Origin of the sequence: Sphingomonas sp. CFBP 13603, from assembly GCF_014892665.1 — a bacterium.
Taxonomy (GTDB): Bacteria; Pseudomonadota; Alphaproteobacteria; order Sphingomonadales; family Sphingomonadaceae; genus Sphingomonas.
This window is the reverse complement of sequence record NZ_JADBIA010000005.1, coordinates 258,200-280,447: the sequence shown is the minus strand read 5'-3', so window position 1 is coordinate 280,447 and position 22,248 is coordinate 258,200. Positions and strand designations below refer to the sequence as shown.

Annotated in this window: 19 protein-coding genes; 10 read left to right on the top strand and 9 right to left on the bottom strand. The window is 65.7% G+C overall.

The window, feature by feature from the left end; all coding sequences use genetic code 11:
• Positions 1-35: 35 nt before the first annotated feature.
• Positions 36-707 carry an outer membrane protein gene (locus IFR23_RS10895; RefSeq protein ID WP_107962118.1) on the bottom strand — a complete coding sequence of 224 codons (672 nt, stop codon included), beginning with the start codon at positions 705-707 and terminating at the stop codon, positions 36-38.
• Positions 708-882: 175 nt separating this feature from the next.
• Here IFR23_RS10895 and IFR23_RS10890 point away from each other — a divergent pair, with 175 nt between their 5' ends.
• From IFR23_RS10890 to IFR23_RS10875, 4 genes are all read left to right on the top strand, one after another.
• Positions 883-1,578, top strand: coding sequence for a response regulator (locus IFR23_RS10890; protein ID WP_107962117.1), 696 nt, complete (start codon positions 883-885; stop codon positions 1,576-1,578).
• Positions 1,563-2,708: a HAMP domain-containing sensor histidine kinase gene (locus tag IFR23_RS10885; protein ID WP_107962116.1), complete on the top strand. Its 1,146-nt coding sequence runs from the start codon at positions 1,563-1,565 to the stop codon at positions 2,706-2,708. The genes IFR23_RS10890 and IFR23_RS10885 overlap by 16 nt, the downstream gene beginning before the upstream one ends.
• Positions 2,709-2,848: 140 nt before the next feature.
• Positions 2,849-3,277, top strand: coding sequence for a DUF2147 domain-containing protein (locus IFR23_RS10880; protein ID WP_192975901.1), 429 nt, complete (start codon positions 2,849-2,851; stop codon positions 3,275-3,277).
• A gap of 29 nt (positions 3,278-3,306) precedes the next feature.
• Complete coding sequence (locus IFR23_RS10875) at positions 3,307-4,134, top strand: TauD/TfdA dioxygenase family protein (RefSeq protein WP_192975900.1); 828 nt, start codon at positions 3,307-3,309, stop codon at positions 4,132-4,134.
• A 26-nt stretch (positions 4,135-4,160) separates the two neighbouring features.
• Here IFR23_RS10875 and IFR23_RS10870 read toward each other — a convergent pair whose 3' ends face one another.
• Together IFR23_RS10870 and IFR23_RS10865 are read right to left on the bottom strand one after the other, a co-directional pair.
• Positions 4,161-5,495 (bottom strand): chloride channel protein, encoded by a 1,335-nt coding sequence (locus IFR23_RS10870; RefSeq protein WP_192975951.1) that lies wholly within the window; start codon positions 5,493-5,495, stop codon positions 4,161-4,163.
• A gap of 221 nt (positions 5,496-5,716) precedes the next feature.
• Entirely contained in the window at positions 5,717-7,033 is a 1,317-nt protein-coding gene (locus IFR23_RS10865) for an NAD(P)/FAD-dependent oxidoreductase (protein ID WP_192975899.1), read from the bottom strand.
• A 525-nt stretch (positions 7,034-7,558) separates the two neighbouring features.
• Here IFR23_RS10865 and IFR23_RS10860 point away from each other — a divergent pair.
• Positions 7,559-9,874 carry an adenosylcobalamin-dependent ribonucleoside-diphosphate reductase gene (locus IFR23_RS10860; RefSeq protein ID WP_197978387.1) on the top strand — a complete coding sequence of 772 codons (2,316 nt, stop codon included), beginning with the start codon at positions 7,559-7,561 and terminating at the stop codon, positions 9,872-9,874.
• 152 nt (positions 9,875-10,026) lie between these two features.
• Here IFR23_RS10860 and IFR23_RS10855 read toward each other — a convergent pair whose 3' ends face one another.
• Positions 10,027-10,869 carry a PhzF family phenazine biosynthesis protein gene (locus IFR23_RS10855; protein ID WP_192975898.1) on the bottom strand — a complete coding sequence of 281 codons (843 nt, stop codon included), beginning with the start codon at positions 10,867-10,869 and terminating at the stop codon, positions 10,027-10,029.
• Entirely contained in the window at positions 10,866-11,204 is a 339-nt protein-coding gene (locus IFR23_RS10850) for a UrcA family protein (RefSeq protein WP_192975897.1), read from the bottom strand. The genes IFR23_RS10855 and IFR23_RS10850 overlap by 4 nt, the downstream gene beginning before the upstream one ends.
• 101 nt (positions 11,205-11,305) lie before the next feature.
• Between IFR23_RS10850 and IFR23_RS10845 the strand changes: the two genes are divergently transcribed.
• Positions 11,306-12,814, top strand: coding sequence for an aminotransferase-like domain-containing protein (locus IFR23_RS10845; RefSeq protein ID WP_192975896.1), 1,509 nt, complete (start codon positions 11,306-11,308; stop codon positions 12,812-12,814).
• Here the strand turns inward: IFR23_RS10845 and IFR23_RS10840 are convergent.
• A complete protein-coding gene (locus IFR23_RS10840) occupies positions 12,731-13,621 on the bottom strand; it encodes a LysR family transcriptional regulator (protein WP_192975895.1) in 891 nt (296 codons plus the stop codon). The genes IFR23_RS10845 and IFR23_RS10840 overlap by 84 nt on opposite strands.
• A 120-nt stretch (positions 13,622-13,741) precedes the next feature.
• On the opposite strand from IFR23_RS10840, the gene IFR23_RS10835 reads away from it, so the two are divergent.
• Together IFR23_RS10835 and IFR23_RS10830 are read left to right on the top strand one after the other, a co-directional pair.
• Complete coding sequence (locus IFR23_RS10835; RefSeq protein ID WP_192975894.1) at positions 13,742-14,944, top strand: MFS transporter; 1,203 nt, start codon at positions 13,742-13,744, stop codon at positions 14,942-14,944.
• A gap of 91 nt (positions 14,945-15,035) precedes the next feature.
• Positions 15,036-15,503: a DUF1203 domain-containing protein gene (locus IFR23_RS10830; protein ID WP_192975893.1), complete on the top strand. Its 468-nt coding sequence runs from the start codon at positions 15,036-15,038 to the stop codon at positions 15,501-15,503.
• Between the two features lie 304 nt (positions 15,504-15,807).
• Here IFR23_RS10830 and IFR23_RS10825 read toward each other — a convergent pair whose 3' ends face one another.
• Genes IFR23_RS10825 through IFR23_RS10815 form a run of 3 tightly spaced genes read right to left on the bottom strand, consistent with a single transcriptional unit; the run spans position 15,808 to position 18,919 of the window.
• Entirely contained in the window at positions 15,808-16,725 is a 918-nt protein-coding gene (locus tag IFR23_RS10825) for a hypothetical protein (RefSeq protein WP_192975892.1), read from the bottom strand.
• Positions 16,726-16,751: 26 nt separating this feature from the next.
• Positions 16,752-17,720 (bottom strand): LLM class oxidoreductase, encoded by a 969-nt coding sequence (locus IFR23_RS10820; protein WP_192975891.1) that lies wholly within the window; start codon positions 17,718-17,720, stop codon positions 16,752-16,754.
• On the bottom strand, positions 17,720-18,919 hold the full coding sequence (locus IFR23_RS10815; RefSeq protein WP_192975890.1) for an MFS transporter: 1,200 nt from the start codon (positions 18,917-18,919) through the stop codon (positions 17,720-17,722). Before IFR23_RS10815 ends, IFR23_RS10820 begins: the two co-directional genes overlap by 1 nt.
• A 106-nt stretch (positions 18,920-19,025) precedes the next feature.
• On the opposite strand from IFR23_RS10815, the gene IFR23_RS10810 reads away from it, so the two are divergent.
• Together IFR23_RS10810 and IFR23_RS10805 are read left to right on the top strand one after the other, a co-directional pair.
• Positions 19,026-19,934 carry a LysR family transcriptional regulator gene (locus IFR23_RS10810; RefSeq protein ID WP_192975889.1) on the top strand — a complete coding sequence of 303 codons (909 nt, stop codon included), beginning with the start codon at positions 19,026-19,028 and terminating at the stop codon, positions 19,932-19,934.
• 166 nt (positions 19,935-20,100) lie between these two features.
• Positions 20,101-22,245: a TonB-dependent siderophore receptor gene (locus IFR23_RS10805; RefSeq protein ID WP_192975888.1), complete on the top strand. Its 2,145-nt coding sequence runs from the start codon at positions 20,101-20,103 to the stop codon at positions 22,243-22,245.
• The last annotated feature ends 3 nt before the right edge of the window (positions 22,246-22,248 follow it).

Below are 22,248 nucleotides of genomic sequence, written 5' to 3'. Positions count from 1 at the left end.
TCGGAAGGGAACGGCCTGACCCGTTCGGCGCGGGATCAGAAGATGTGGCGCACGCCTATCGTGCCGGACAGCGTCCGCAGCGTCGGTTCGTAGCGGGTCGCCACGCCGGCATCCTGCCCGTCGAACGCCAGCTTGCTGGTCTGCGCGTAGCGGCCGCCGATCTCGAGAGTGGTCTTCGCGGCGACATTGATGCCGATGCCGGCGTCGCCGTGCCACGTCATGCCCCAGTCCTTGCCCGAATAGCTGCTGCCGACGCCCGACGCACCGACCCGCGACAGATTGGCATCGACCCGCGATGCACCGATGCCGCCGCCGATATAGGGTACGAACACCGCGTGCAGCGGGATATCGACATAGCCGGAGACACTGACGTTGTACGACCGCGTCCGGCCCGACGCCGGCAGATTGCTCGTACCGAGGTCCTTAAGGTTCAGGCTGTTCCCATTATAGCCGATCGTCTGCTCGATGCGGAACATCCCGAAATCATAGCCTCCGCCGATCTCGCCGGTCAGCCCGGTCTTGTATTTCGTCTTGTCGTCGAACTGCGACGGTAGAGTGTCGACGTCGAACTTCTGCTCGGAATTGACCGAGGCGCCAGCACGCGCGACGGCATAGATGCCGCGCGCCGGAGCATCCTGCGCCTGGCCAGCCACGGAAAAAGCAGCAGCGCCGAGGGCAATCACGCGGGCAAATACGGAACGGGTCATGGAGAAGCCTTTCTTCGGGTTCCGCCTTTCGGGGCGGTGTCGAACAGGCTGATGGCGGGGGACGATGAACGCTCGTCGTGGATTCGGTGTAGGAATGATGAAGCGGTGCCTCCATCGTTCGTCCACAATTCGCGACGAAGGCGTATGAGACCCCAGTGATCCGAAGGATTATCGCGTGACTGACCGTATCCTGATCGTCGAAGACGAACGCGAGATCGCCGAATTGCTTGCCGCCTATGTCGAGCGCGCGGGGTATGAAGTCGTGAAAGCGGGCACGGTGCAGGACGCGATCCGCGCCCACGCCCAGTCGAACCCCGCGCTCGTGCTGCTCGACATCGGCCTGCCCGGTGGCGACGGGCTCGACGTTCTCACCACGATCCGCCGCCGCGTCGACACGCCGGTCATCATGATCACCGCGCATGACGACGAGGTGACCAAGCTGTCGTCGCTCCGGATCGGTGCTGACGATTACGTTGTTAAACCGTTCAACCCGTCCGAAGTCGTCGAGCGTATCCGGGCCGTGCTGCGCCGTACGCAAGGCGCGACCAACCGCCGCACCCTGTCGGTCGGCACGTTGCTGATCGAACTCGATGCAAGGGTCGTCAGCTGTCGCCCGGCCGACGACGGAGAGGCGATCCGGATCCTGTTGACCCCGAGCGAATTCGAGATCCTCGCGCACATGGCGCGGCAGCCGCGACGTGCCTTCACCCGCGCCGAACTGCTCGAGGCGGCCTCTCCCGACAGCGACGCATATGACCGGGTAGTCGACAGCCACCTCTCGAAACTACGGCAGAAGCTCGCGGCGGCCGGCTGCGTCGGCATGATCGAACCCGTGCGCGGAATGGGGTATCGACTGTGGCCGGACTGCTGAACCGCATCGTCACCCGGATGGTCGTGTTGGCGGCGGCAACCACGATCATCACGATGCTGCTCGGTCTGGTCGCGTATATCGCGGCGGTTCACTACCGACTGAGCGTAACGACGCAGCACATGCCGCCCAAGGCCCGCGAGCAGCTCGAATTCCTCGTGCGGACGCACCAGGAGGGGAGCGATCGCTATTTCGACCTGTTCGACCGCTATGGCGCCAAGGCTCCGGCGATTACCGACCTGGGCTTTGTCGGGACGATCGCGCTGGTTTCGATCCTCGTCGGCGGCGGCGTCGCGATGATCTTCGCCCGCCGCATCAGCCGACCGATCACCGCGGTGGCACGCGCGGCGGCGCTCGTCTCTGCAGGCGATCGATCGGTCAGGGTGGAGCGCGGCAAGACATCGGGCGAGACCGGCGACCTGATCGAGAGCTTCAACCGAATGGCCGCCGACATCGACGCTTACGAGCGAGAACGCACCGTACTGACTGCGGGAATCGCGCACGAACTCCGCACGCCCCTGACCATTTTGAAGGGACGGCTGCACGGGCTGGCGGATGGCGTGATCGATCCGGCAACCGGCGAGGCCGATCGGCTGCTGCGCCAGGTTGAGCACCTGTCGCATCTGGTCGAGGATCTGCGGACCCTCGCGCATGCCGATGCGGGGGAACTCGATCTCGACAGACGACCGGTCGACCTTGCGGTGCTGCTGGGGATGGCTGTCGGCGATCTTCGCGCATCGGCAGCCGAACGCGGTGTCTCCATCACCGAGTCCTACGAAACGGTATGCGTTCGGGGCGACCCCGTCCGTTTGACCCAGGTGACGACGAACATACTCACCAACGCGATCAAGCATGCCCCCGATCACAGCACCATCGACGTCGCCGTATTTACCGCGACCGGCCATGCGATCGTCAGCGTGACCGACGAGGGCGACGGCTTCGCGCCCGCGGACGAAACGCGCATGTTCATGCCGTTCTGGCGCGCCGGCACCGACAAGCTCGCCGGGCGCCCCGGCAGCGGCGTGGGCCTCACGCTCGCGGCGAAGATCGCCGAGGCACATGGCGGACGTATCCGCGCGAAGAACCGCGTCGACCGGTCGGGCGCGTGTTTCTCGGTATGGCTGCCGCTCTGATCTTCGGCGTCTTCTTCCACGACACCTGCACCTGCTCTCCATCGCATCTCCACCGTGCGCTGCTCTGTACCGAAGGCCGGGATCGTCCCGGCGGGCAATCGGCGCGCATCGTCTGGCGGTCGCGCCCGGGAGAAAGATCGATGACGACATCTCGTACATTCCGCGCGGCCCTCGGTGTCGCCATCCTGACCGGCACGGCGGCTAGCGCAAGCGCAGCAACCCCGGTGACCGGCAACTGGCTCACCGACGAAGGGAAGGCACTGGTCAGGATCGAACCCTGCGGAAAGGCGATCTGCGGCCGGATCGTCAAGGTGCTCAAGCAAGAGCCGGGCAAGCCGACTACCGACATTGCCAATCCCGATCCCTCCAAACGCGGCAATCCGATCGAGGGTACGTTCATCCTGACCGGGTTCATGGACGCTGGATCGATCTGGAAAGGCAGGATCTACAATCCCGACAGCGGCAAGAGCTACAATGCCCGGTTGGCCAAGAACCCCGACGGTACGCTGAAGGTCGAAGGATGCGTTGCGTTCCTGTGCCGGGGCCCGACCTGGCAACCCGCCCGCTGATCCCCTCGAAATTGCTCCGGGAGCACGACATGACGACGACATTACGCAGCGAGGCCGTGAAGGACAGCATCGGCAGCCGGATCCTCAACCCAAAGCGGGACCTGCTCGCCGGCCATCTCGCCGCCGACATCCGCAACTTGCTCGAGGAGCGTGGGGTGCTGGTCTTTCCCGAGATCCACTTCACCGAAACCGAACAGATCGCGTTCACGCAGACGTTGGGTACGCTGGCATCGGAGGGTAGCGACGGTCGGATAACCGCGCAGATCTCGCTCGATGCGCGGCACAATCCGGCCACCGCGGAGTTCCTCAAGGGGTCGCTCTACTGGCACATCGATGGCACGAACAGCGACGTGCCGATCCTTGCTTCGCTGCTGTCCTGCGTGGTCCCCGCGCCGAGCGGCGGGAACACGGGCTTCTGCAACACCTACGCGGCCTATGACGACCTGCCCGACGCGGAAAAGGCCGTTTACGACGCGTTGCGCGTCATTCACGGCCCGTGGGCCTCGCTCTTCTACTATCGACCCGAGCCGACGCTCGACATGCTGAAGACGATGCAGTCGCTCGGCGAAAAGGAGCTACCGCTCGTCTGGACGCACGCTTCGGGACGGAAGTCGCTCATTCTCGGCTGCACGGCGCGCAACGTGGTCGGTCTTGCCGACCGGGAGAGCACCGCCATGCTCGTCGGCCTCCGCGAATGGGCGACGAGTCCCCGGTTCAGCTATAGCCACAGTTGGAAGGCCGGCGACCTCGTCATGTGGGACAATACCGGGACGATGCACCGTGCCGAGTCCTATGATCCGGCCTGTGGACGCCTCATGCTCCGCACGAAGCTGGAGGGCGACGAAGCGTTCGCCTGATCGACCCGAGCAGCGGTTGCATCGCCTTACGCTGCCGGTGGCCGGGGCGCAGTGCTCTCTTTCGGGATGGCCGGCATCGCGAACGTCTTCGACAGGCCATGGTACAGCTTTTCGCGACACACCCATCGACTGGCGGCATCGGCAATAAAAGCGGTCGCGAACATGGGGAGCATCAACCCGCGGCTGGCGGTCGTCTCCGACAGGATGATGACGGCGGTCAACGGCGCGCGAACGACGCCGGTGAAATACGCGACCATGCCCAGAATGACGACCGCGCTTGCCGGATCTCCGGGGAAAAGCTCGCGCAGCAGATTTCCCACGCCTGCGCCGACCGCGAGCGATGGCGCGAAGATGCCGCCCGGCAGACCGGCGATCGCGGTTGCCGCCGTCGCCGCGAACTTGGCCGGCCCGAACCACAATGGCGCGTCGACCCCGACGATCATCGCCCGTGCCGCGGAATAGCCGGTCCCCCAGGTCAATCCGGTGAACACACCGAGCAGCGCCACGATGACGCCGCATGCGCCTGCGAATTTCACCGGATTGGCCCGAGTCCATCCCGTGATCCGGTTGCGGCCCAGCGCCATCGCCAGCAGCGTTCGGGAAAAAAGTCCGCCCGCCATCCCGCCGACGATCCCGGCGACGGGTGTCACGAGCAACGCCGACAGGAGCGGCAGATGCGCGCCGATCGCTCCAAAGTAGATATAGTCTCCCTGCACTGACTGCGCGACCATCCCTGCGATCACGATGGCAGCGAGCACCAGTAGCGTCACGCGTTGCTCATACGCCGACGCCAGTTCCTCGATCGCGAACATCAGCCCTGCCAGCGGCGTGTTGAACGCCGCCGCGACGCCCGCTGCGCCGCCAGCAATCACCACCCCGCCCCGCAGCGGCACGCGGACCAGGCGATGCGTCAGGCCCATCACCGCCGCAGCGATCTGAACGGTCGGCCCCTCGCGCCCAACCGACGCACCGCTTAGCACCGCGCCGATCGTCAGCACGGCCTTCGCACCGACCGTCCCCGGCGATATCAGGCTGTGCGTTGCCGCGTCGGGATCAGCCTGAGCGGCGATAACCTGGGGGATACCCGATCCCCGCGCAAACGGCGCGTAGCGCCGCGTCAGCCACACCAGTGCCATGAAACCCAGCGGCGTCGTCAGAAGCGGCAACCAGTGCCACCGCTGCGCGTACCCACCAAACACGAGCGCCGCCCTGTCTGCCGCCTCGGCGAACAGTGTCGCGAGCACGCCGACGAGGATGGCGCCCGTCAGGATGGCGGCACGCGTACGGAATTGCACCGACCTCGGCCCCCGTGTGCGCAGCAAGGCGCTATAGCGCGACGGGGTCCAGCGCTTTGCGGGCATCAAGCGATCGAGTAGGCCAACCATCGCATCGACCTAGATGACGCCGGCGCCTTCGTCACCCCGGCCCGAACCTGTGAACGGGCCTGCACGATCGGCCACACCGGTTCGCCAGAAGGTCGCGGCTCAAGCGAGCACTAGTGCGAAAGCCGTATGTCGTCGGAAACATCCCGGACGTTACCGGTCGAGCCGATCCAGCTGACGGCGCTTTGCGATATTTGCGATCAATGCAGCTTCAGCCGGGGGCGGACGATCTTGTTGACATGGCCGACCATGATCAGCGCGCTCCCTTTCAGCCAGCCGTGGATCGCGATGAGATGCATCCGATACAACGACAGATACACGAACCGCGCAAGGCGTCCCTCAATCGCGAGCTTGCCGCCGACGAGGTTGCCCATCAGCGTGCCGACCGTCGAGAAGCGGCTGAGCGACACCAGCGAGCCATGATCCTTGTAGACGAAGGGCCGCGTCGGCTTGCCATCCATGAGACGGTTGAGGTTGTCGAACACCGCGGATGCCATCTGGTGCGCGGCCTGCGCACGGGGCGGTACCGGCCGGTCCCGACCGGGCAGCAGGCAGGACGCGCAGTCTCCCATCGCGAACACGCGCTCGTCGATCGCCGTCTGCAAAGTGGGCGTCACCACGATCTGGCCGCTCCGCGACAGTTCGAGATCGTCCAGTCCGCCTGGGATGGCCGCCGCCTTGACCCCCGCCGCCCAGACCTGGAGATCGGCGTCGATCCGCTCGCCGGTCCCGATCGTCATACCGTTTCGATCCGATGCCGTGACCGGCGTGTTGGTCAGTACGCGTACGCCGAGCGCCTCCAACTCCCGATGCGCCGCTTGGGCAAGGCGCTCGGGCAACGCCGGGAGGATGCGCGGGCCAGCCTCGATCAACGATACTTCGAGTCGGCTGCCATCGAAGACTTCCAGCCCGTAATAGCCTAGCGCCGCGGCGGCATTGAAGAGTTCGGCGGAGAGTTCGACACCGGTCGCGCCGCCACCGACGATCGCGACGCGGACACGCGCGTTGCTGGCGGGATCGGTGGTCAGCATCCGCGAGACGCGCAGGCACTGGTCGAGCAGGCGATCGCGGAATCGATCCGCCTGCGCGCGGCTGTCGAGGAACGTGCAATTCTCGGCAACGCCAGGCGTACCGAAATCGTTGGTGACCGAGCCATAGGCCAGCACGAGATAGTCGTAGCGGATCGAGTGCGCGGCGATCACTTCGCGACCGTCCTCGTCGTGTACCGGCGCGAGATGGACCTGGCGTGCGGCGCGGTCGATCGCCGCGAGCGCGCCATAGAAGAACCGGTAGCCCCAGCGGTGGCAATGGCTGCGATAACCGACCTCGTCCATGTTGGCGTCGAGCGACCCCGTCGCGACCTCGTGCAGCAGCGGCTTCCAGATGTGCGTCCGACTGCGATCGACGACGATGATGTCGTGACGCTTGCGTCCATAGCGTGCACCCAGACGGGTCGCGAGTTCGAGCCCTGCGGCACCGCCGCCGACGATGACGATCTGGATTTTGTTGCCGGTCATGATGCGATACCTTGCGTAGTGAAGCTGGCGAGCCAGACTGGGGTTGCGCCTGTGAAACTGCCTCCCCCGTCGGCCGGAACCGCCGAAACCTTGCCGTGCGAGCCGGTTTTGGCGATCGTAACCGCCGCGGGCTCATCATGGTCGCGACGGTAGATTCGCCGACAAGGTTTGCCGACGCATACGTCGACACGATCGTCGCGGCTGCCGCAACGTTTCGGTGGACGCTTTATTATCATTTTGGCAGCAAGGACAGACCGTATCCCGCCGTGTTGCCGACCCGAGGACTAAGCGGGTTTCGAGCGGCCGGTTTCGCGGTTTGATGCCGGCCCCTCGCCGACTGGATCAGGCGAGTGAACAAGCCAGTGTCTTCAACAGACTAACCCATAGCTGTGGCGTTTTAAGCAGGCGAGGCACACCAGATGTTGCGTTCAGCGATTTTTGGACCCATATATTGGCAGAGGCCATTTCCGTCCCCACGAGAGGGTATGTCGAACGCTGGCCCGTCTGATTACCGAAGGTTCGTCTATGACTTCCGACACCGCCATGGGTCCGCTCGATCAGCCCGTTACCGTCCATATCTGGCGCGAGAAGTACCGCCACGGGAGCGAGGCGACGCCGTCCGAAACGTTCGCGCGCGTCGTCGGCGGCGTCTATGCGAACGACGATGCCGCACAGGCGGCGAAGGCGCTTGCAGCACTGGAAGCCCGTGACTGGGTACCGGGCGGCCGTATCTTCGCCGGCGCCGGCACGACCAAGCGCGTCACGTGGATCAACTGCTTCGTCAGCCCGACGATCCAGGATTCGATGGACAGCGAACCCGGCCTGCCCGGCGTGGGGATCATGCCCGCGCTCAACGTCGCGGCGTTCACGCAGCAGCAGGGCGGCGGCATCGGCATGGATTTCGGCACGCTGCGCCCCGACGGCGCGGTCGTGGGCCGCACCGGATCGATCTCGTCGGGCGTGATCCCGTTCATGGCGATGTGGGACGGGATGTGCGTCACGATCCGGTCGAGTGGATCGCGGCGCGGCGCGATGATGGGCGTGCTGCCGGTCTGGCATCCCGATGTGCTGGCGTTCATTTCGGCCAAGACGCGCAAGGATTTTCTCAAGAACTTCAACGTGTCCGTGACGGTAACGGACGATTTCATGGCGGCACTGGAGGCGGGCGCGGACTGGGACCTGGGCTTCCACGTGCCGCGTGCGGACGGCGAGCATGTCGCGGTCGGCGAAAAGGACGGCCGTCCCTGGTACGTCTATCGCCGGCTGCCCGCCGCCGAGCTGTTCGACCTGATCACGCGCACGACCTATGACTATGCCGAGCCCGGCGTAATCTTCATCGATCGCGTCAACCGGCTGAACAACCTGAACTATTGCGAGACGATCGCCGCGACCAACCCGTGCGGCGAGCAGCCTCTGCCGCCCAATGGCGACTGCGACCTCGGCCATGTGAACCTTGCCAACATGGTGCTGAATCCGTTCACGCCCGACGCGGCGGTAGACTGGGACAGGCTGCGTAGCGCGGTCCAGGTCGGCGTCCGGTTCCTCGACAACGTTCTCGACACGTCGCCCTTCCCGACTCCCGAACAGCGCGCCGAGGCACTTGCCAAGCGTCGCATCGGCCTCGGCTATACCGGCCTCGGCAATCTGCTGCAGCAGATGCGCGTGCGCTATGGCCGTACGGCGGCTGCGCTGGTCGAGGAGATCGGCAAGGCGATCGCAATCGAAGCCTACCGCACGTCGGTGGCGCTCGCGCGCGAACGTGGCACCTTCCCGGCCTACGACACCGAAGCGTTCGCCCGCGCGCCGTTCCTGACCAAGCTGCCGGCCGACCTCGTCGCCGACATCCGCACCTACGGTATCCGCAACGGCGTGCTGCTCACACTGGCGCCGACCGGCACGACGTCGATCTTTTACGGCAACGTCAGTTCGGGGGTCGAGCCGACCTTCAGCTGGCATTACGATCGCGCCGTCGTGATCGAACAGACCGCGACCGACCAGACGCTCGAACGCTTCGAGGTGCAGGATTACGGCTGGTACCTCTACAGCCGGATGCCGGGCTTCGACCCTGCCGCCGCGCTGCCCGACTATATGGTCACCGCGCTCGAACTGTCGGTCGACGATCACATCGCTGTCGCCGCCGCGGCACAGGCGTGGGTCGATGCGGCGATCTCGAAGACCATCAACTGCCCTGCCGACATGCCGTACGAGGCGTTCCGCGAGGTCTATCTGACCGCATATCGCGAAGGCATGAAAGGCTGTACGACCTATCGCCCGAGCGGCATTCGCGGGTCCGTGCTGTCGGTGAAGAGCGACTCGATCGAAGCCGAACCGGTCGTCGCGCCGCCGACGGCCTCGACGTCCGACGTACTGACCCGCCCGCAGGTGCTGAGCGGCAAGACGGTGAAGATCAAGTGGCCGATCGATGGCGAGAATTACTACCTGACCATCAACGACTATGTGCATCCCGACGGTCGCCGCGTGCCCTTCGAAATCTTCATCTCGACCAGCTCGGTCGAGAATTTCGAGACGATGGCGGCGCTTACCCGGACGTTGTCGGCGGCGTGCCGGCGCGGCGATGCGACCTTCCTGTTCGAGGAGCTGGAACGCGTCCATTCCCCCAAGGGTGGCGCGCTCGTACGTCTCGATCACGAAACCAAGGGTAGCTACGCCCCCAGCCTGATCGCCCTGATCGGCCGCATCCTGCGCCAGCATTCGGAGCCCGAACCAGCGCTCGCGCTGGAGGCGACCGGCGAACAATGCCCAAGCTGCAAGCGCCACACCGCGCACATGCTCGAGGGATGCCTGACCTGCTATCAGTGCGGTTACAGCAAATGCGGGTGAGCACGCTTTGCTAGCGCGACAATGACTATCGAAGCCGCTGACGATCGCCGAGGGTGTTCCGACACCCTCGGCGACTACCGTTAACGGAGAAGCATCATGCTCCGAGAGGACGAGGCGGAACCTGCCAGCTCCATCGCGGTCGGCGTTGACCGCTACTCTCGGCGCTGTCCGTCGAACATCGTCATCGTCCGGCCGCCTACCCAGACCTGTCCGTTCTCGTCCTGCGAGACGCTCACCCGTCCATCGCGACCGATGCACGATCCCTGCGCGGCGACGTAGCGACCGTTCGCACGACCACTGGCGAACAGCCATTGCCCGACTGAGGCGTTCAGGCTGCCGCAGACCGGGTCCTCGATCAGCGCGCCGTGCGCGTCGCTGAAGATCGCGCGGATCTCGAACGCGACATCGCTGCCGGCCGGGTGCGGGCCGACGATACCGATGTCGATACGACGGGTGTGATGGCGCGCATGATCGACCGCCAGCACCTCAGCAGCCGAAGCAAGCATGACCGCGATCCAGCCCGGACCGTTGTCGACCCATTGCGCATCCACGACCGCGGCCCGGTCGATCCGCAACAGGTCGGCCACTTCGGCGATCTCCGTCTCGGTCGGTGCGCCGCTCCGGATCAGCGGTGGCGCGGCGAACGCGAGCCGATCGCCGTCGCGACGGACATCGACCAGACCGACGCCGCATTCCTGCACGACCATGCCGTCGCGTTTCGGAACACCCCCTGCCTCCAGCCACGCATGGCACGTGCCGAGCGTCGGATGTCCCGCGAACGGTAGTTCGCGTGCGAGCGTGAAGATACGGACGCGGTAGTCGGCGAGCGGGTCGGTCGGCGGCAACAGGAAGGTGGTTTCCGACAGATTGAGCCAGCGCGTGATCCGCTGCATCTCGTCCGCGGAAAGCCCTTCGGCATCGGCGATGACGGCGAGCGGATTGCCGGTGAACGGATCGGTGCCGAACACGTCGACGAGCTTGAAAGGTCTTGTCATGAGCGGTTCTCCGATACGTGGTGGTCTTGCCAAACCTGCGACAGCAGCGGCGCATCGATCGCACGGACCGCGCCGTCGACCGCGTCGCGCCAGCAGCCAGTGGCTTCGACTGCCCTGGTCACTTCGCGCAGACTGCCACCGGCACCGCCGCATGCTGCGGTCGCCGCACGACCGATACGATTCAGCGCACGACGCGCCGACGCGGGCGTGGTCGCCGACACATCGGCACGCGCCACCGCGACGGCGTAGCGGGCGGGACCGATTTTCACCTCCTGCGCCATCCCCGGCGTGGACAGCGCGGCAAGGATCGATGCAACGGGAACGATAGTCTTCATGATAGCCTCCTGTGCGATGACCGATGGCGAATTGCGGCTGGCCATTACAGGGACGGATGCGTACGATCGGGCCAAACTGTATTGGTCGAGAGAACGGTACGATGGCAACGAACATGCACGACACGCGGACCGGACAGGTCATGCACGTCATCCGCGATCGGATCGAACGGCGCACGTTGACGCCCGGCGCGCGCCTGCCCTCCGTGCGTGCGATGGCCGAGACGATCGGGTTCTCCAAATCCACCGTGGTCGAGGCGTATGACCGGCTGGCCGCAGATGGCACGATCCGGTCGCGGCCGGGTTCGGGGTTCTACGTAGCCTCGCCGCTCGCGCCGCTCGCGCTCGACCGGCTCGGTAGCGCGGTCGAGCGCGAGGTCGATCCGCTGTGGATGCTGCGCCAGTCGCTTGCCAACCAGTCGTCAAGCGAAGGTGGCAAGCGACTGATGCCTGGATGCGGCTGGCTGCCCGACGACTGGCTCGCGGGCGATGCGATCCGCAAGGGGCTGCGCGCCGCCGCACGGGGTACGCGCGATGGCGCGCTGACCGGCTACGCCTCGCCGCAGGGATCGCTACCGTTGCGCGCGCTGCTCGCCAGACGGCTCGCCGCACAGGGCATCGACGCCGCGCCCGACCAGATCCTGCTGACAGACAGCAGCACGCATGCGCTCGATCTCGTCTGCCGCTTCCTGCTCGAACCCGGCGACACCGTGCTGGTCGACGATCCGTGCTATTTCAACTTTCTCGCCCTGCTGCGCGCGCACCGCGTCAAGGTGGTTGGCGTCCCGATGACGCCGACCGGGCCGGACGTTGCGGCGTTCGCAGCCGCGCTCGCGGAGCACCGCCCGCGCTTCTACCTGACCAATTCCGCTGTCCATAACCCGACCGGCGCCACGCTGGCGGCGGCGACCGCGCACAAGCTGCTGAAGCTCGCAGAAGCGCATGACCTGGTCGTCGTCGAGGACGACATCTTCGCCGATTTCGAGCACATCGTCGCGCCGCGGCTCGCGGCATTCGACGGGCTCGATCGCGTGATCCGGATCGGCAGCTTCTCCAAATCGCTCTCCGCCGCCGTACGTTGCGGGCATATCGTCGCCCGCCCCGACTGGATCGAGGCGCTTGCCGACCTCCGCATCGCGACGTCGATGTCGGGCAACCCGCTCTCGGCGGACCTGCTGCACGGCGTTCTGACCGACGGCAGCTATCGCCGCCATATCGAGACGGTCCGTGCCCGGCTCTCACGCGCGATGGCGCGAACGGCGAAGCGACTCCGCGCGGTCGGAATCGAACCGTGGATCGAGCCCGACGCCGGGATCTTTCTCTGGGCGCAACTCCCGGACGGGATGGACGCGGTCGCGCTAGCCCGTGCCGCGTTGGCGCAAAATATCGTGCTCGCGCCTGGCAACGTGTTCAGCACCAGTGGCGGTTGGAGCGATTATGTGAGGTTCAACGTGTCGATGTGTGACGACGAAGCGCTGTTCGCGTTTCTGGGCGAGGCCTGTCGACACGCCATCCGCCAACGATCTCGCTCACCCCTGACGGAACAGGTTGTCCGCCATGTGATCGACGAACACCCGGACCTTCGGCGCAACGTGGCGGCTCGACGGCCATAGCGCCTTGAACACGCCGCGCGTGCCGACGTAGCGATCCAGCACCGTCGTCAACGTGCCGGTCTCGACCGCGCGCGACACCGCGAAGTCTGGCAGACAGGCGATCCCGAAACCGGCCTCCGCCATATCGACCAGCGGCTCGATCGTGCTGGCCGATGCACGGACCGCCAGCGGTGGGTCCACCGCCATGCCGTCGATCTCGATCGGCCAGCGCTCGAATTTACCCGTATTCGGATAGCGGTGCAGCAGGCAGGCATGCGCGGTCAGATCGGCAGGCAGTACCGGCGTTCCGCGACGCGCAAGATAAGCGGGCGACGCGACGATCGCGTGGCGAAAGCCGCCGATCCTGCGGCTCATCAGCCGGCTGTCGCCGCCCTCGCCGGTGCGGATGACCACGTCGAACCCTTCCTCGATCACGTCGACCAGTCGCTCGGTGAAGTCGATGTCGAGGCGAATGTCGGGATAGGCGGTCATGAAGCTGGAGATCGCGGGCATCAGCAACATGCCGACGATCGGCAGGCTGACGCGCAGCATCCCGCTGGGGCTGGTCGCACCCGCCCGCAGCCCCGCTTCGGCATCATCGAGATCGGACAGGATCTTGCGGCATCGATCGAGGTACGCCGCGCCCTCCTCGGTCAGCGCCATGCCCCGCGTGTTGCGGTGAAACAGGCGGATCGCGAGCCCCTCTTCCAGCCGCGCAATCGCCTTGCCGATCGCCGATGCGGACAGCCCGAGCTGTCGCCCGGCTTCGACGAAACTGCGTGTTTCGGCTGCCTGGACGAAAGCGCGCAGCGCTCCAAGCTTGTCCATCAGCGCAGATCATTACGGAATGTTAGTCCGCTCTGTCGATCGTCCATGCCTGATTTTCCCCGATGCCATCCGCGCTAGGCGGGACGGCGACGCCGCGCAATGCGACGTCGGGAGAATTGCATGCCCGAAGCCCTCACCGTCAGCATTTCGGACCGTGGGGCTAGGCCAACCCCGTTCCCGTTGTCCGGCCTGCTCGCGCTCGCGACCGCGGGGTTCATTACGATCCTCACCGAAGCCCTTCCCGCCGGGCTCCTCCGGGAGATCAGCCGGGATCTGCACGTAACCCAGGCGATGACCGGTCAGCTCGTGACGATCTACGCGATCGGCTCGCTCATGGCGGCGATTCCGCTGACTGCTGCGACCCGGTCGATGCGGCGGCGACCGTTGCTGCTCGGCGCGATCACCGGCTTTGCGGTGGTCAACACGATCACCGCGGTATCGAGCGATTATGCGGTCATCATGGGTGCGCGCTTCCTGGCGGGCGTCTCGGCTGGGCTGCTCTGGGCACTGCTCGCCGGCTACGCCACGCGCATGGTCGCGCCGCATCAGGCCGGCCGCGCGATCGCGGTCGCGATGGTGGGCACGCCGATCGCTCTGTCGCTTGGCGTGCCCGCGGGGACGTTCCTCGGCGGTACGGTCGGATGGCGGGTCAGCTTCGGCATCATGACCGCGCTCAGCGTGGCGCTGATCGGATGGACACTATGGAAAGTCCCCGACTTCGCTGGCGAGACCGGTGGCGACCGTGCCTCCTTGCGTCGCGTGTTGACGATGCCGGGTATCCGCCCGATCCTGTTCGTCACGCTGACCTTCGTACTCGCGCACAACATCCTCTACACCTACATCGCGTCCTATCTTCAAGGCGCAGGACTGGCCGGTCAGGTCGACCGGATCTTGCTCGCGTTCGGTATCGCCGCGTTCGGCGGCATCTGGGTGGTCGGCGTACGGATCGACCGCTGGCTGCGCGGGCTCAGCATCGCCAGCGTCATGATCTTCCTTGGCGGTGCAATCCTGCTCGGCGTCGGCACCGCTGCACCGGCGATCTATGCTGGGGTGCTCGTCTGGGGCCTTGCATTCGGCGGCGCGGCCACGCTGTTCCAGACGGCGTCGACCCATGCCGCGGGCACGGCCGCCGACGTCGCACAGTCGATGATCGTCACCGCCTGGAACATCGCAATCGCTGGCGGCGGGCTCATCGGCGGGTATCTGCTCGAGACGCGCGGTGCCGGCGTGTTGCCGTGGAGCCTGTGTATCCTCCTGGTACCGTGCCTGGTTATCGTCCTGACTGCCCGGCGGCACGGCTTTCCGTCCGCTGCACGGATTTGAGCACGGCGGCCACCAGTTCAGCCGCAAGGTTCGGGATGCGGCGACGCTCCGGTTCTGCGAGCAGGCTGCCTCAACAGCAGGATCAAAGCATATGGCGTTCCGTATCCAGGGTCTCGACCCCAGCCAGTTCAGTCACCTGTTCGGGCTCTCCGACGCCGCGTTGACGCGCCTTGGCGCCCAGCGCCACGTCGTCGACGCCAAGCCCGGCTTTCCCGATCGCATCGAAATGCGCGATCTCGACATCGGCGAGACGGCGATCCTCCTCAACTTCGAGCATCAGCCAGCAGATACTCCCTACCGGTCACGCCATGCGATCTACATCCGCGAAGGCGCCGAGCACGCGTCGGACCTGATCGACACCATCCCCGACGTGCTTCGCATCCGGACGATCTCGCTGCGCGCGTTCGACGCATCGGGCGCCATGATCGACGCAGACCTTGCGGAGGGTACCGAGCTGGCGGCTCTGATCGCACGCTTTTTCGCGAACCGGGAAACGGCCTATCTGCACGCGCATTATGCAAAGCCAGGCTGCTACGCCGCGCGCATCGTCAGGTCGTGACGAGCAGCGGATTACCAGTACTGCTACCGATGCTCGCGTGATCGTGACGATGCGTGTGCGACGATCGATCGGTGGTTTACGCGATCACCCTTCGAGAAGTTCAGGACCGTGTTTGCAGAAAGAGTATCGTGCTCACGATGCCTAGCTGGAGGGGCTCACCTGCTTTGCATCGGCGCGTATACGGCGTCCGATCTCTCCGCTCTGAGCTCACCGTACTTCACCGAAGGCAGCCGGTGCCGGCGGGATTGCCCCACGATATAGATCGCAGCCATCCCGCCCCGGACTATTCGACCGTGCCGAATGCTCAGCTGACCGAACCCGTCCGCATCAACTCGCGCACGTCGGCTGCGATCTGATTGTTGGCGCCGAGCCGCTCGATCAACTGCGCCTGACGGCTCCCGCGCAAGCCTGCGGTGGTAAGCTGCTTGTCGCGAACGTAGGTGTAGACGCCGCTGACCGCGAATGCCGAGACATGTGCGATGTGCGCCTTTTGCGCGGGCTGCGTTGCCTTGAAGGTGTCGGACTCGAAGAACGCGCGGCGTGTCAGTGGGCTTTCGAACGCCAGCTCGATGATCGCGATCAACGCACGCTCGTCAGGTACGAGGTGATCGACGTTGGGCGCTGGGGGCGCGGGCTCGGCGTTGTCGTACCGGTCCGGCAGGTGCAGCCGAAGCTTCAGCACCGCCTGGTCGGCAGCGAGAGTCTCGGCGAATTCGGTCATGAAGGTGCCGAACGTCTCGGCGTCGTTGCCCGCCGCGCCGAAGTGGACGTGGATGCGGTCGAAGCCGTCGTCGCCATTGGGGATCGGGTCGGCGATGCGGTCGATCAGCGTGCGCGATCCGTCGGGCAGCGCATAGGCGACGGTGGCGGCGAACATGTTCTGCTCGTCGGCGAACAGGATGTGGCTCGCTGCGTTGAAGATGTCCTGGTCAGCCTTCGACGCGAAACCGATCTCGACCCCGCCGTCGAGTTCATAGTCCGCGAACGGCGTGATCCCGTCGATCGCCGGCCAGAGATGCGCGTCCTGCTCGCGGTTCAGATGGTTCTGGACGTACCAGGCGAGACCCGGGATGCGCGAGCACAACGGGCCGTGGACGTCGCGCCAATAGGTCGCGAACACGTCGTGCGGCACGCGGGGACGGCGCAGCACCGTCGTGTAGCTGTTGGTCGCGATGCTATCGTCGCGCGTCGCATAGTCGGTGGTGGTCGAGGCTTTGGGCATGGGGGTGATCCTGTCGGTGAGGGGGTTCAACGCGCGTCGGTCGGGAAATGCGGCAGGACATACGTTGCGAGTTCGTCGGCGACGTCCGCGAACGGGCGCCGGGAGGGCTTGGGGTTGAGCGCGACATGCGCGACACCCTCGTCGCGCTGGCGTTTCCAGAGCTCGATCAGCGCGTTGCGGCCGCTCCTGATCCCGCCCGCGGCATACGCCAGGGGTGCATCGGGGTCGGCCAGCAGGTCGAACATCGCGCCATAGCCGTATGGCTTGTAAGCCCCGCCGGCCGTTGCCGCCCGCCAGCGCGTGAGCACATCGGGCAACCGCCGAGGGTCGCTCAGATGCCAGATCCACCCGTCGGTGTTCTCGCCGAGCCACTCCAGCGTCTGTCCCGCGCGCCCGATTGCGAGGATCGGCAGCCGCGGTCCGACCGGCTTCGGTACCAGGTCGATCGTGCCGTCGAGCGTGCCGTAGTGGCGTGAGGCGTGGCGGGCGAACGACTGCTCGGTCGCCGCGCGAATGACGTCGATCGCATCGCGGTAGCGATCGGGACGGTTGCCGAGGTCGCTGTCGAACGCCGCGAACTCGGACGGGCGGTCGCCAGTCGAAAGGCCAAGCAGGAACCGCCCGCCCGCCAACTGGTCGACGCTCGCCGCCTGCTTGGCAACGATCAGCGGATCGCGCAGCGGCAGGACGATCCCCGCCGTACCGATCGCGATGCGCGTGGTCTGCGCCGCGAGCCAGCCGGCATAGACCATCGGATCGAGGATCTGCCCGACATCGCCGAAGCTCGGATCGTAGAACGGTACGTCGCGCAGCCAGATCGCCGCGAAGTCGAGCGCGTCGACTTTCCGCGCCAGTGCCGCATGATCCTTAAGCGTCGGCCATGGCGCGTTCGGATAGGCTTCGAGCGGGGCGATGAACCCCAGCGTCAGCCGGCCGGGCTGGAACACGCGCGCATAGGCGGGATGTTCGGCTAGGTCCGGGGTCAGCGCCTTCATCACTGCGCGCTCCTCAACCGGTTCACCACCGGCGTGACCAGCACCGCGAGGATTGCGATCGCGGCGGCGACATAGCCGACCGCGCCGAGGCCCATATGCTGGATCACCGACCCGCCGATGATCGCGCCAAGCCCGATCCCGGCATTGGCCATCGAGACGTTCAGCGTGCCGGCCAGTGCCTGTGCATGGCTCGCCGACTGCATCACGCGCACCTGACAGATCGGGTAGAGCGCGGTGTTGGCGATGCCCCAGATGGCGAGCGCGACCACCAGCCAGACGTGCGAGCCCGCGACCAGCGTCGTCGCGGCCATGCCGATCGCGAGCACCAGCGACGTGATCGCCGTCACCATCAGCGGCCCGCGACCGACGAACTGCCCGCCGAGCCAGTTGCCGGCGAGACCGACGATGCCGAAGCCCATCAGCCACCAGCCGACCTGCCCTGCCGGGATGTGCGCGATCTGCTCGAGCGTATCGGCGAGATAGGTGTAGGCGGTGAACATCGCGGTGAACACGATCACGGACAGCACGACGTTGCCGAGGAAATACGGGTCCTTGAGGATCCGCGCCTGTTCGGCCAGCCTGACGCGCGGGGGGCGTGCCAGCGTCGGCATCACGACGAGCAGCAGTACCGCCATCAGCAGCGACAGCCCCGACAGCCCCCAGAACGTCCCGCGCCAGCCGAACGCAGTCGATGCGAGCGTGCCGAGCGGAATGCCGAGCACCATAGCGCCGGAAATCCCGAGATAGACGTTGGCGACGGCCTTGCCCGCTTTCTCAGGTCCCGCCAGTTCACCCGCGGTCTCGCTTGCCGTGCCCCAGAACACGGGGAGCGCGAGGGCCGGCAGGAACCGCGCAAGGCCAAGCACCCAGATGTCCGGCGCCGCCGCCGCGAGCGCATTGGCGGCGGCGAAGATCACGAGGATCACGACGAACAGCCGCTTGCGCTCGAAATGCGACAGCATCGCGGTCAGGAACGGTCCGGCGAGCATCACCGTGAACGCGAACAGCGTCACGAGCTGCCCCGCGACCGTGATCGAGATGTCGAGATCGCGCGCGAGGCTCGGCAACAGCCCGACGATGATGAACTCGGTCGTGACGATCACGAACGCCGAGATCGCCAGCAACAGCACGGCGAGACCGTGGCCAGCGGACTTCGTGCCGGATGGTGCGGCGTGGATCGGTTGGCTGGGGGACGACATTGGCAAGGCTCCTGAATGGCGGCCTCTCTACGCGCGACGAAAACACGCGTCGTGCGGCATTAATTCGTGCATGGCGCGACAATAATTCCACAATGGATAGTCAGCCATGATCCCGTCCGAACGCCTCAAGGGTATCGAAGCCTTTGTCTGCACCGCTGACGCCGGCAGTTTCACTGCGGCCGGCGTGCGTCTGAACCTGACCAATTCCGCGGTCAGCAAGAGCGTCGCGCGGCTCGAGGCGCGGCTCGGCAGCCGGCTGTTCGAACGTACCACGCGCCGCCTGACGCTGACCGACGTCGGCGCGGCGTTCTACGAGACGTGCGTCCGCGTGCTCGGGGACCTGGCCGATGCCGAAGCGGTGTTGGCGGCGCATCGCTCGGAGATCGTCGGGCGGCTGAAGGTCGACGTGCCGATCGCGTTCGGGCGGATGCAGGCGATGCCGCTGCTGCTCGCCTTTGCCGAACGCCACCCGAACCTGCGCCCGAGCATCACCTTCACCGACCGCAAGATCGATATCGTCGAGGAGGGCGTCGACGTCGCGATCCGGATCGGCGCGTCGGAGCCCTGGCCGGACAATCTCGGTCACCGCTATCTCGGCAGCGAACGCGTCATCGTCTGCGCCGCCCCCGCCTATCTCGACCGCCGCGGAACGCCCGCCAGCGCCGATGCGCTCGGCGAGTTCGACTGCATCGGCTACGGCCGCGGCGATGGCAGCACCATCAACTGGCGGTTTGCCCGCGAAGGCGGGCAAGTCGAAGGGTACCCGGTGGAGGCCCGCATCGTCCTGGGCAGCGCCGAGGCGCAGGTCGGCGCCGTGAAGGCAGGGTTCGGAATCGCCCAACTCGCGACATGGCTGATCAAGGACGAACTCGACCGCGGCGAACTCGTCGAGATCCTGCCGGAACTGGCGACCGTCGGCTTGCCGCTGCACCTTGTTTGGAGAAGGAGCCGCCAGCTCACCCCAAAGGTCGACGCGCTCCTCAAGACCCTGACCGAGGGTTTGCGGATCGAGTGACCGCACGAGGTTCGAGCGTTCACTCTATCCGTAATACACGGCATTTAAATGTAACAAGATATCATTGACGATGTTACATCATATCCTCCATAGGCGCTCGCGACGGGACGCACGGGTGGCGCCCCTGCTTAACTGCCGAAGGGGGATCATCATTTTACGCCAGTCCATGCGTACCGCCTCGAAGGCTGGTGCCTTTCCCATTGCCATCATGCTGACCTGCACGCCGGCGCTCGCCCAGTCGGACGACGATACGCGCGCCGATCGCGAGCGTGAGGAAATTACGGTTACCGGCGTGCGCCAGCCGTATCGCGGCAACTTCGCGCTGCGTGAGATCCCGCAAGCGATCGCAACGATCGACGCCAAGGTGCTCGAACAGAACACCCTGTTACGGCTGACCGACGCGCTGGACCTGAATGCGTCGGTCGTGCGGCAGAACACGTTGGGCGGCCTGTGGGACAGTTTTGCCGTCCGCGGATTTGCCGGCGATGAGAACCTGCCCAGCGGCTATCTCGTCAACGGCTTCAATGCCGGGCGTGGCTTCAGCGGCCAGCGCGACGTGGCGGGGATCGAGCGAATCGAAGTCTTGAAGGGCCCGGCCGCCGCGGTGCTCGGACGGGGAGAACCGGGCGGCTCGATCAACCTGGTAACGAAACAGGCCGAACTCGGCCGCACCTTCGGCACCGCATCGCTCCAATATGGCAGCTTCGACACGGTTCGCGCCGAGGGCGATGCGAACGTGTCGCTCACCGATACGCTGTCTGCGCGGCTTATCGGCTACGCCGAGAGCGGGGATAGTTTCCGTGATACCGTGCAGCAGAAGCGCTGGGGGTTCCTGCCGTCGATCGGCCTGAAGCTGGGCGACGCGACGCGCCTGACCTACGACTTCGAGTGGACACGGGTCGAAGTGCCATTCGATCGCGGGATCGTCGTTCTGAACAACAATTTCGACACGGTGCCACGCTCGCGGTTCCTGGGCGAGCCGAGCGATGGTGACACCGTGGCGCGCGCCACGGGTCACCAACTGCGCCTGCAACACGACTTCAGCGACCGCTGGAGTCTGTCGGTCGGCGCCAGCCACCGCGACACGCTCCTGACGAGCTTGTCCTCCGACGCCGAAACGCTTCGCTCGCGCCAGAAGCTCTACGTGGACGGCCGGTCGCTGTCGCGCCAGCGTCGCTCGCGTCGCTACACCTCCGAGCACAGCGTACTGCGTGCCGAGCTTGCGGGTGAGTTCCGCACCGGCACGCTGCGTCACCGTATCCTGCTGGGTGGCGATTTCGATTATTTCGACACCGACCAGCTTTTCACCCGGTATCGCGGGCCCGTCGTGACCGCGAACACGACGGATCAGGCGGGCTATGTGCTCGACCTCCAGAACCCGGTCTATGGCCGATACCCTCCGCCCGTAACCGCGCCGATCACCAACCGTCTGGATATCCAGCGCACGATGGGCGCCTATCTGCAGGACCAGATCAGCCTGACGGACCGGCTGCAGATCCGCGTTGGCGGGCGGTACGACGATTTTCTGCTGCGGGTGGACAATCGTCTAACCTCCGTGCTCGGTCGACGCAGGCGTAGCCGCCTCAGCCCACAGGCCGGCATCGTCTACGCGGTGAGCACACCCGTCTCGCTCTATGCCGCGTACGGCGAAGGCTACCGCGCCAATATCGGTGCAGACGCCGGTGGCAACGTGTTCGACCCCGAGACGAGCAGGTCGATCGAAGCGGGCGTGAAGCTGACGGCGCTGGGCGGCAAGCTGACCGGCACTCTGGCGGCGTATCAGCTTACGAAAACCAACGTTCTCGCGACCGATCCGCTCAACCCCGGTTTCTCCGTTGCGATCGGCAAGGCGCGGAGCCGGGGCATCGAAGCGGATCTCAACGGCCGTCTTCCTGGGGGCGTCGACGTGCTCCTCAGCTATGCCTACACGCATGCCGAGGCACGATCGCGCGTGCTGGATACGAATTTCTCGTTCCAGATCGAGCCGGGCGACCCGCTCATCAACATCCCCAAGCATAACGTGAACATGCAGGCGGTGAAGCGCTTCAGCCTTAAAGGACACGGCGCGCTACTCGGAGCAGGTCTGCAATATGTCGGGAAGCGCAACGGCGAGACGGGCACCGATTTCACGCTGCCGTCACACACGCTTTTCCGCGTTTTCGGCCAACTCGACATCATCGACGGGGTGCAGCTGTTCGGTTCCGTCACCAACCTGTTCGATGAACATTGGTATGCCAACAGCTACTCGCCCGTCTGGGTTCAGCCGGGCGCGCCGCGCACCGCGACGATCGGCCTGCGCACGAGCTTCTGAATC

Excerpts from the sequence above, each read along its gene's own strand:
- IFR23_RS10805 (WP_192975888.1), top strand. The coding sequence starts at position 20,101 with ATGCGTACCGCCTCGAAGGCTGGTGCCTTTCCCATTGCCATCATGCTG.
- IFR23_RS10870 (WP_192975951.1), bottom strand. The coding sequence starts at position 5,495 with ATGCCCGCAAAGCGCTGGACCCCGTCGCGCTATAGCGCCTTGCTGCGC.
- IFR23_RS10830 (WP_192975893.1), top strand. The coding sequence starts at position 15,036 with ATGGCGTTCCGTATCCAGGGTCTCGACCCCAGCCAGTTCAGTCACCTG.
- IFR23_RS10855 (WP_192975898.1), bottom strand. The coding sequence starts at position 10,869 with ATGACAAGACCTTTCAAGCTCGTCGACGTGTTCGGCACCGATCCGTTC.
- IFR23_RS10875 (WP_192975900.1), top strand. The coding sequence starts at position 3,307 with ATGACGACGACATTACGCAGCGAGGCCGTGAAGGACAGCATCGGCAGC.
- IFR23_RS10835 (WP_192975894.1), top strand. The coding sequence starts at position 13,742 with ATGCCCGAAGCCCTCACCGTCAGCATTTCGGACCGTGGGGCTAGGCCA.
- IFR23_RS10865 (WP_192975899.1), bottom strand. The coding sequence starts at position 7,033 with ATGACCGGCAACAAAATCCAGATCGTCATCGTCGGCGGCGGTGCCGCA.
- IFR23_RS10820 (WP_192975891.1), bottom strand. The coding sequence starts at position 17,720 with ATGAAGGCGCTGACCCCGGACCTAGCCGAACATCCCGCCTATGCGCGC.
- IFR23_RS10880 (WP_192975901.1), top strand. The coding sequence starts at position 2,849 with ATGACGACATCTCGTACATTCCGCGCGGCCCTCGGTGTCGCCATCCTG.
- IFR23_RS10840 (WP_192975895.1), bottom strand. The coding sequence starts at position 13,621 with ATGGACAAGCTTGGAGCGCTGCGCGCTTTCGTCCAGGCAGCCGAAACA.
- IFR23_RS10810 (WP_192975889.1), top strand. The coding sequence starts at position 19,026 with ATGATCCCGTCCGAACGCCTCAAGGGTATCGAAGCCTTTGTCTGCACC.
- IFR23_RS10850 (WP_192975897.1), bottom strand. The coding sequence starts at position 11,204 with ATGAAGACTATCGTTCCCGTTGCATCGATCCTTGCCGCGCTGTCCACG.
- IFR23_RS10860 (WP_197978387.1), top strand. The coding sequence starts at position 7,559 with ATGACTTCCGACACCGCCATGGGTCCGCTCGATCAGCCCGTTACCGTC.
- IFR23_RS10825 (WP_192975892.1), bottom strand. The coding sequence starts at position 16,725 with ATGCCCAAAGCCTCGACCACCACCGACTATGCGACGCGCGACGATAGC.
- IFR23_RS10845 (WP_192975896.1), top strand. The coding sequence starts at position 11,306 with ATGGCAACGAACATGCACGACACGCGGACCGGACAGGTCATGCACGTC.
- IFR23_RS10895 (WP_107962118.1), bottom strand. The coding sequence starts at position 707 with ATGACCCGTTCCGTATTTGCCCGCGTGATTGCCCTCGGCGCTGCTGCT.
- IFR23_RS10815 (WP_192975890.1), bottom strand. The coding sequence starts at position 18,919 with ATGTCGTCCCCCAGCCAACCGATCCACGCCGCACCATCCGGCACGAAG.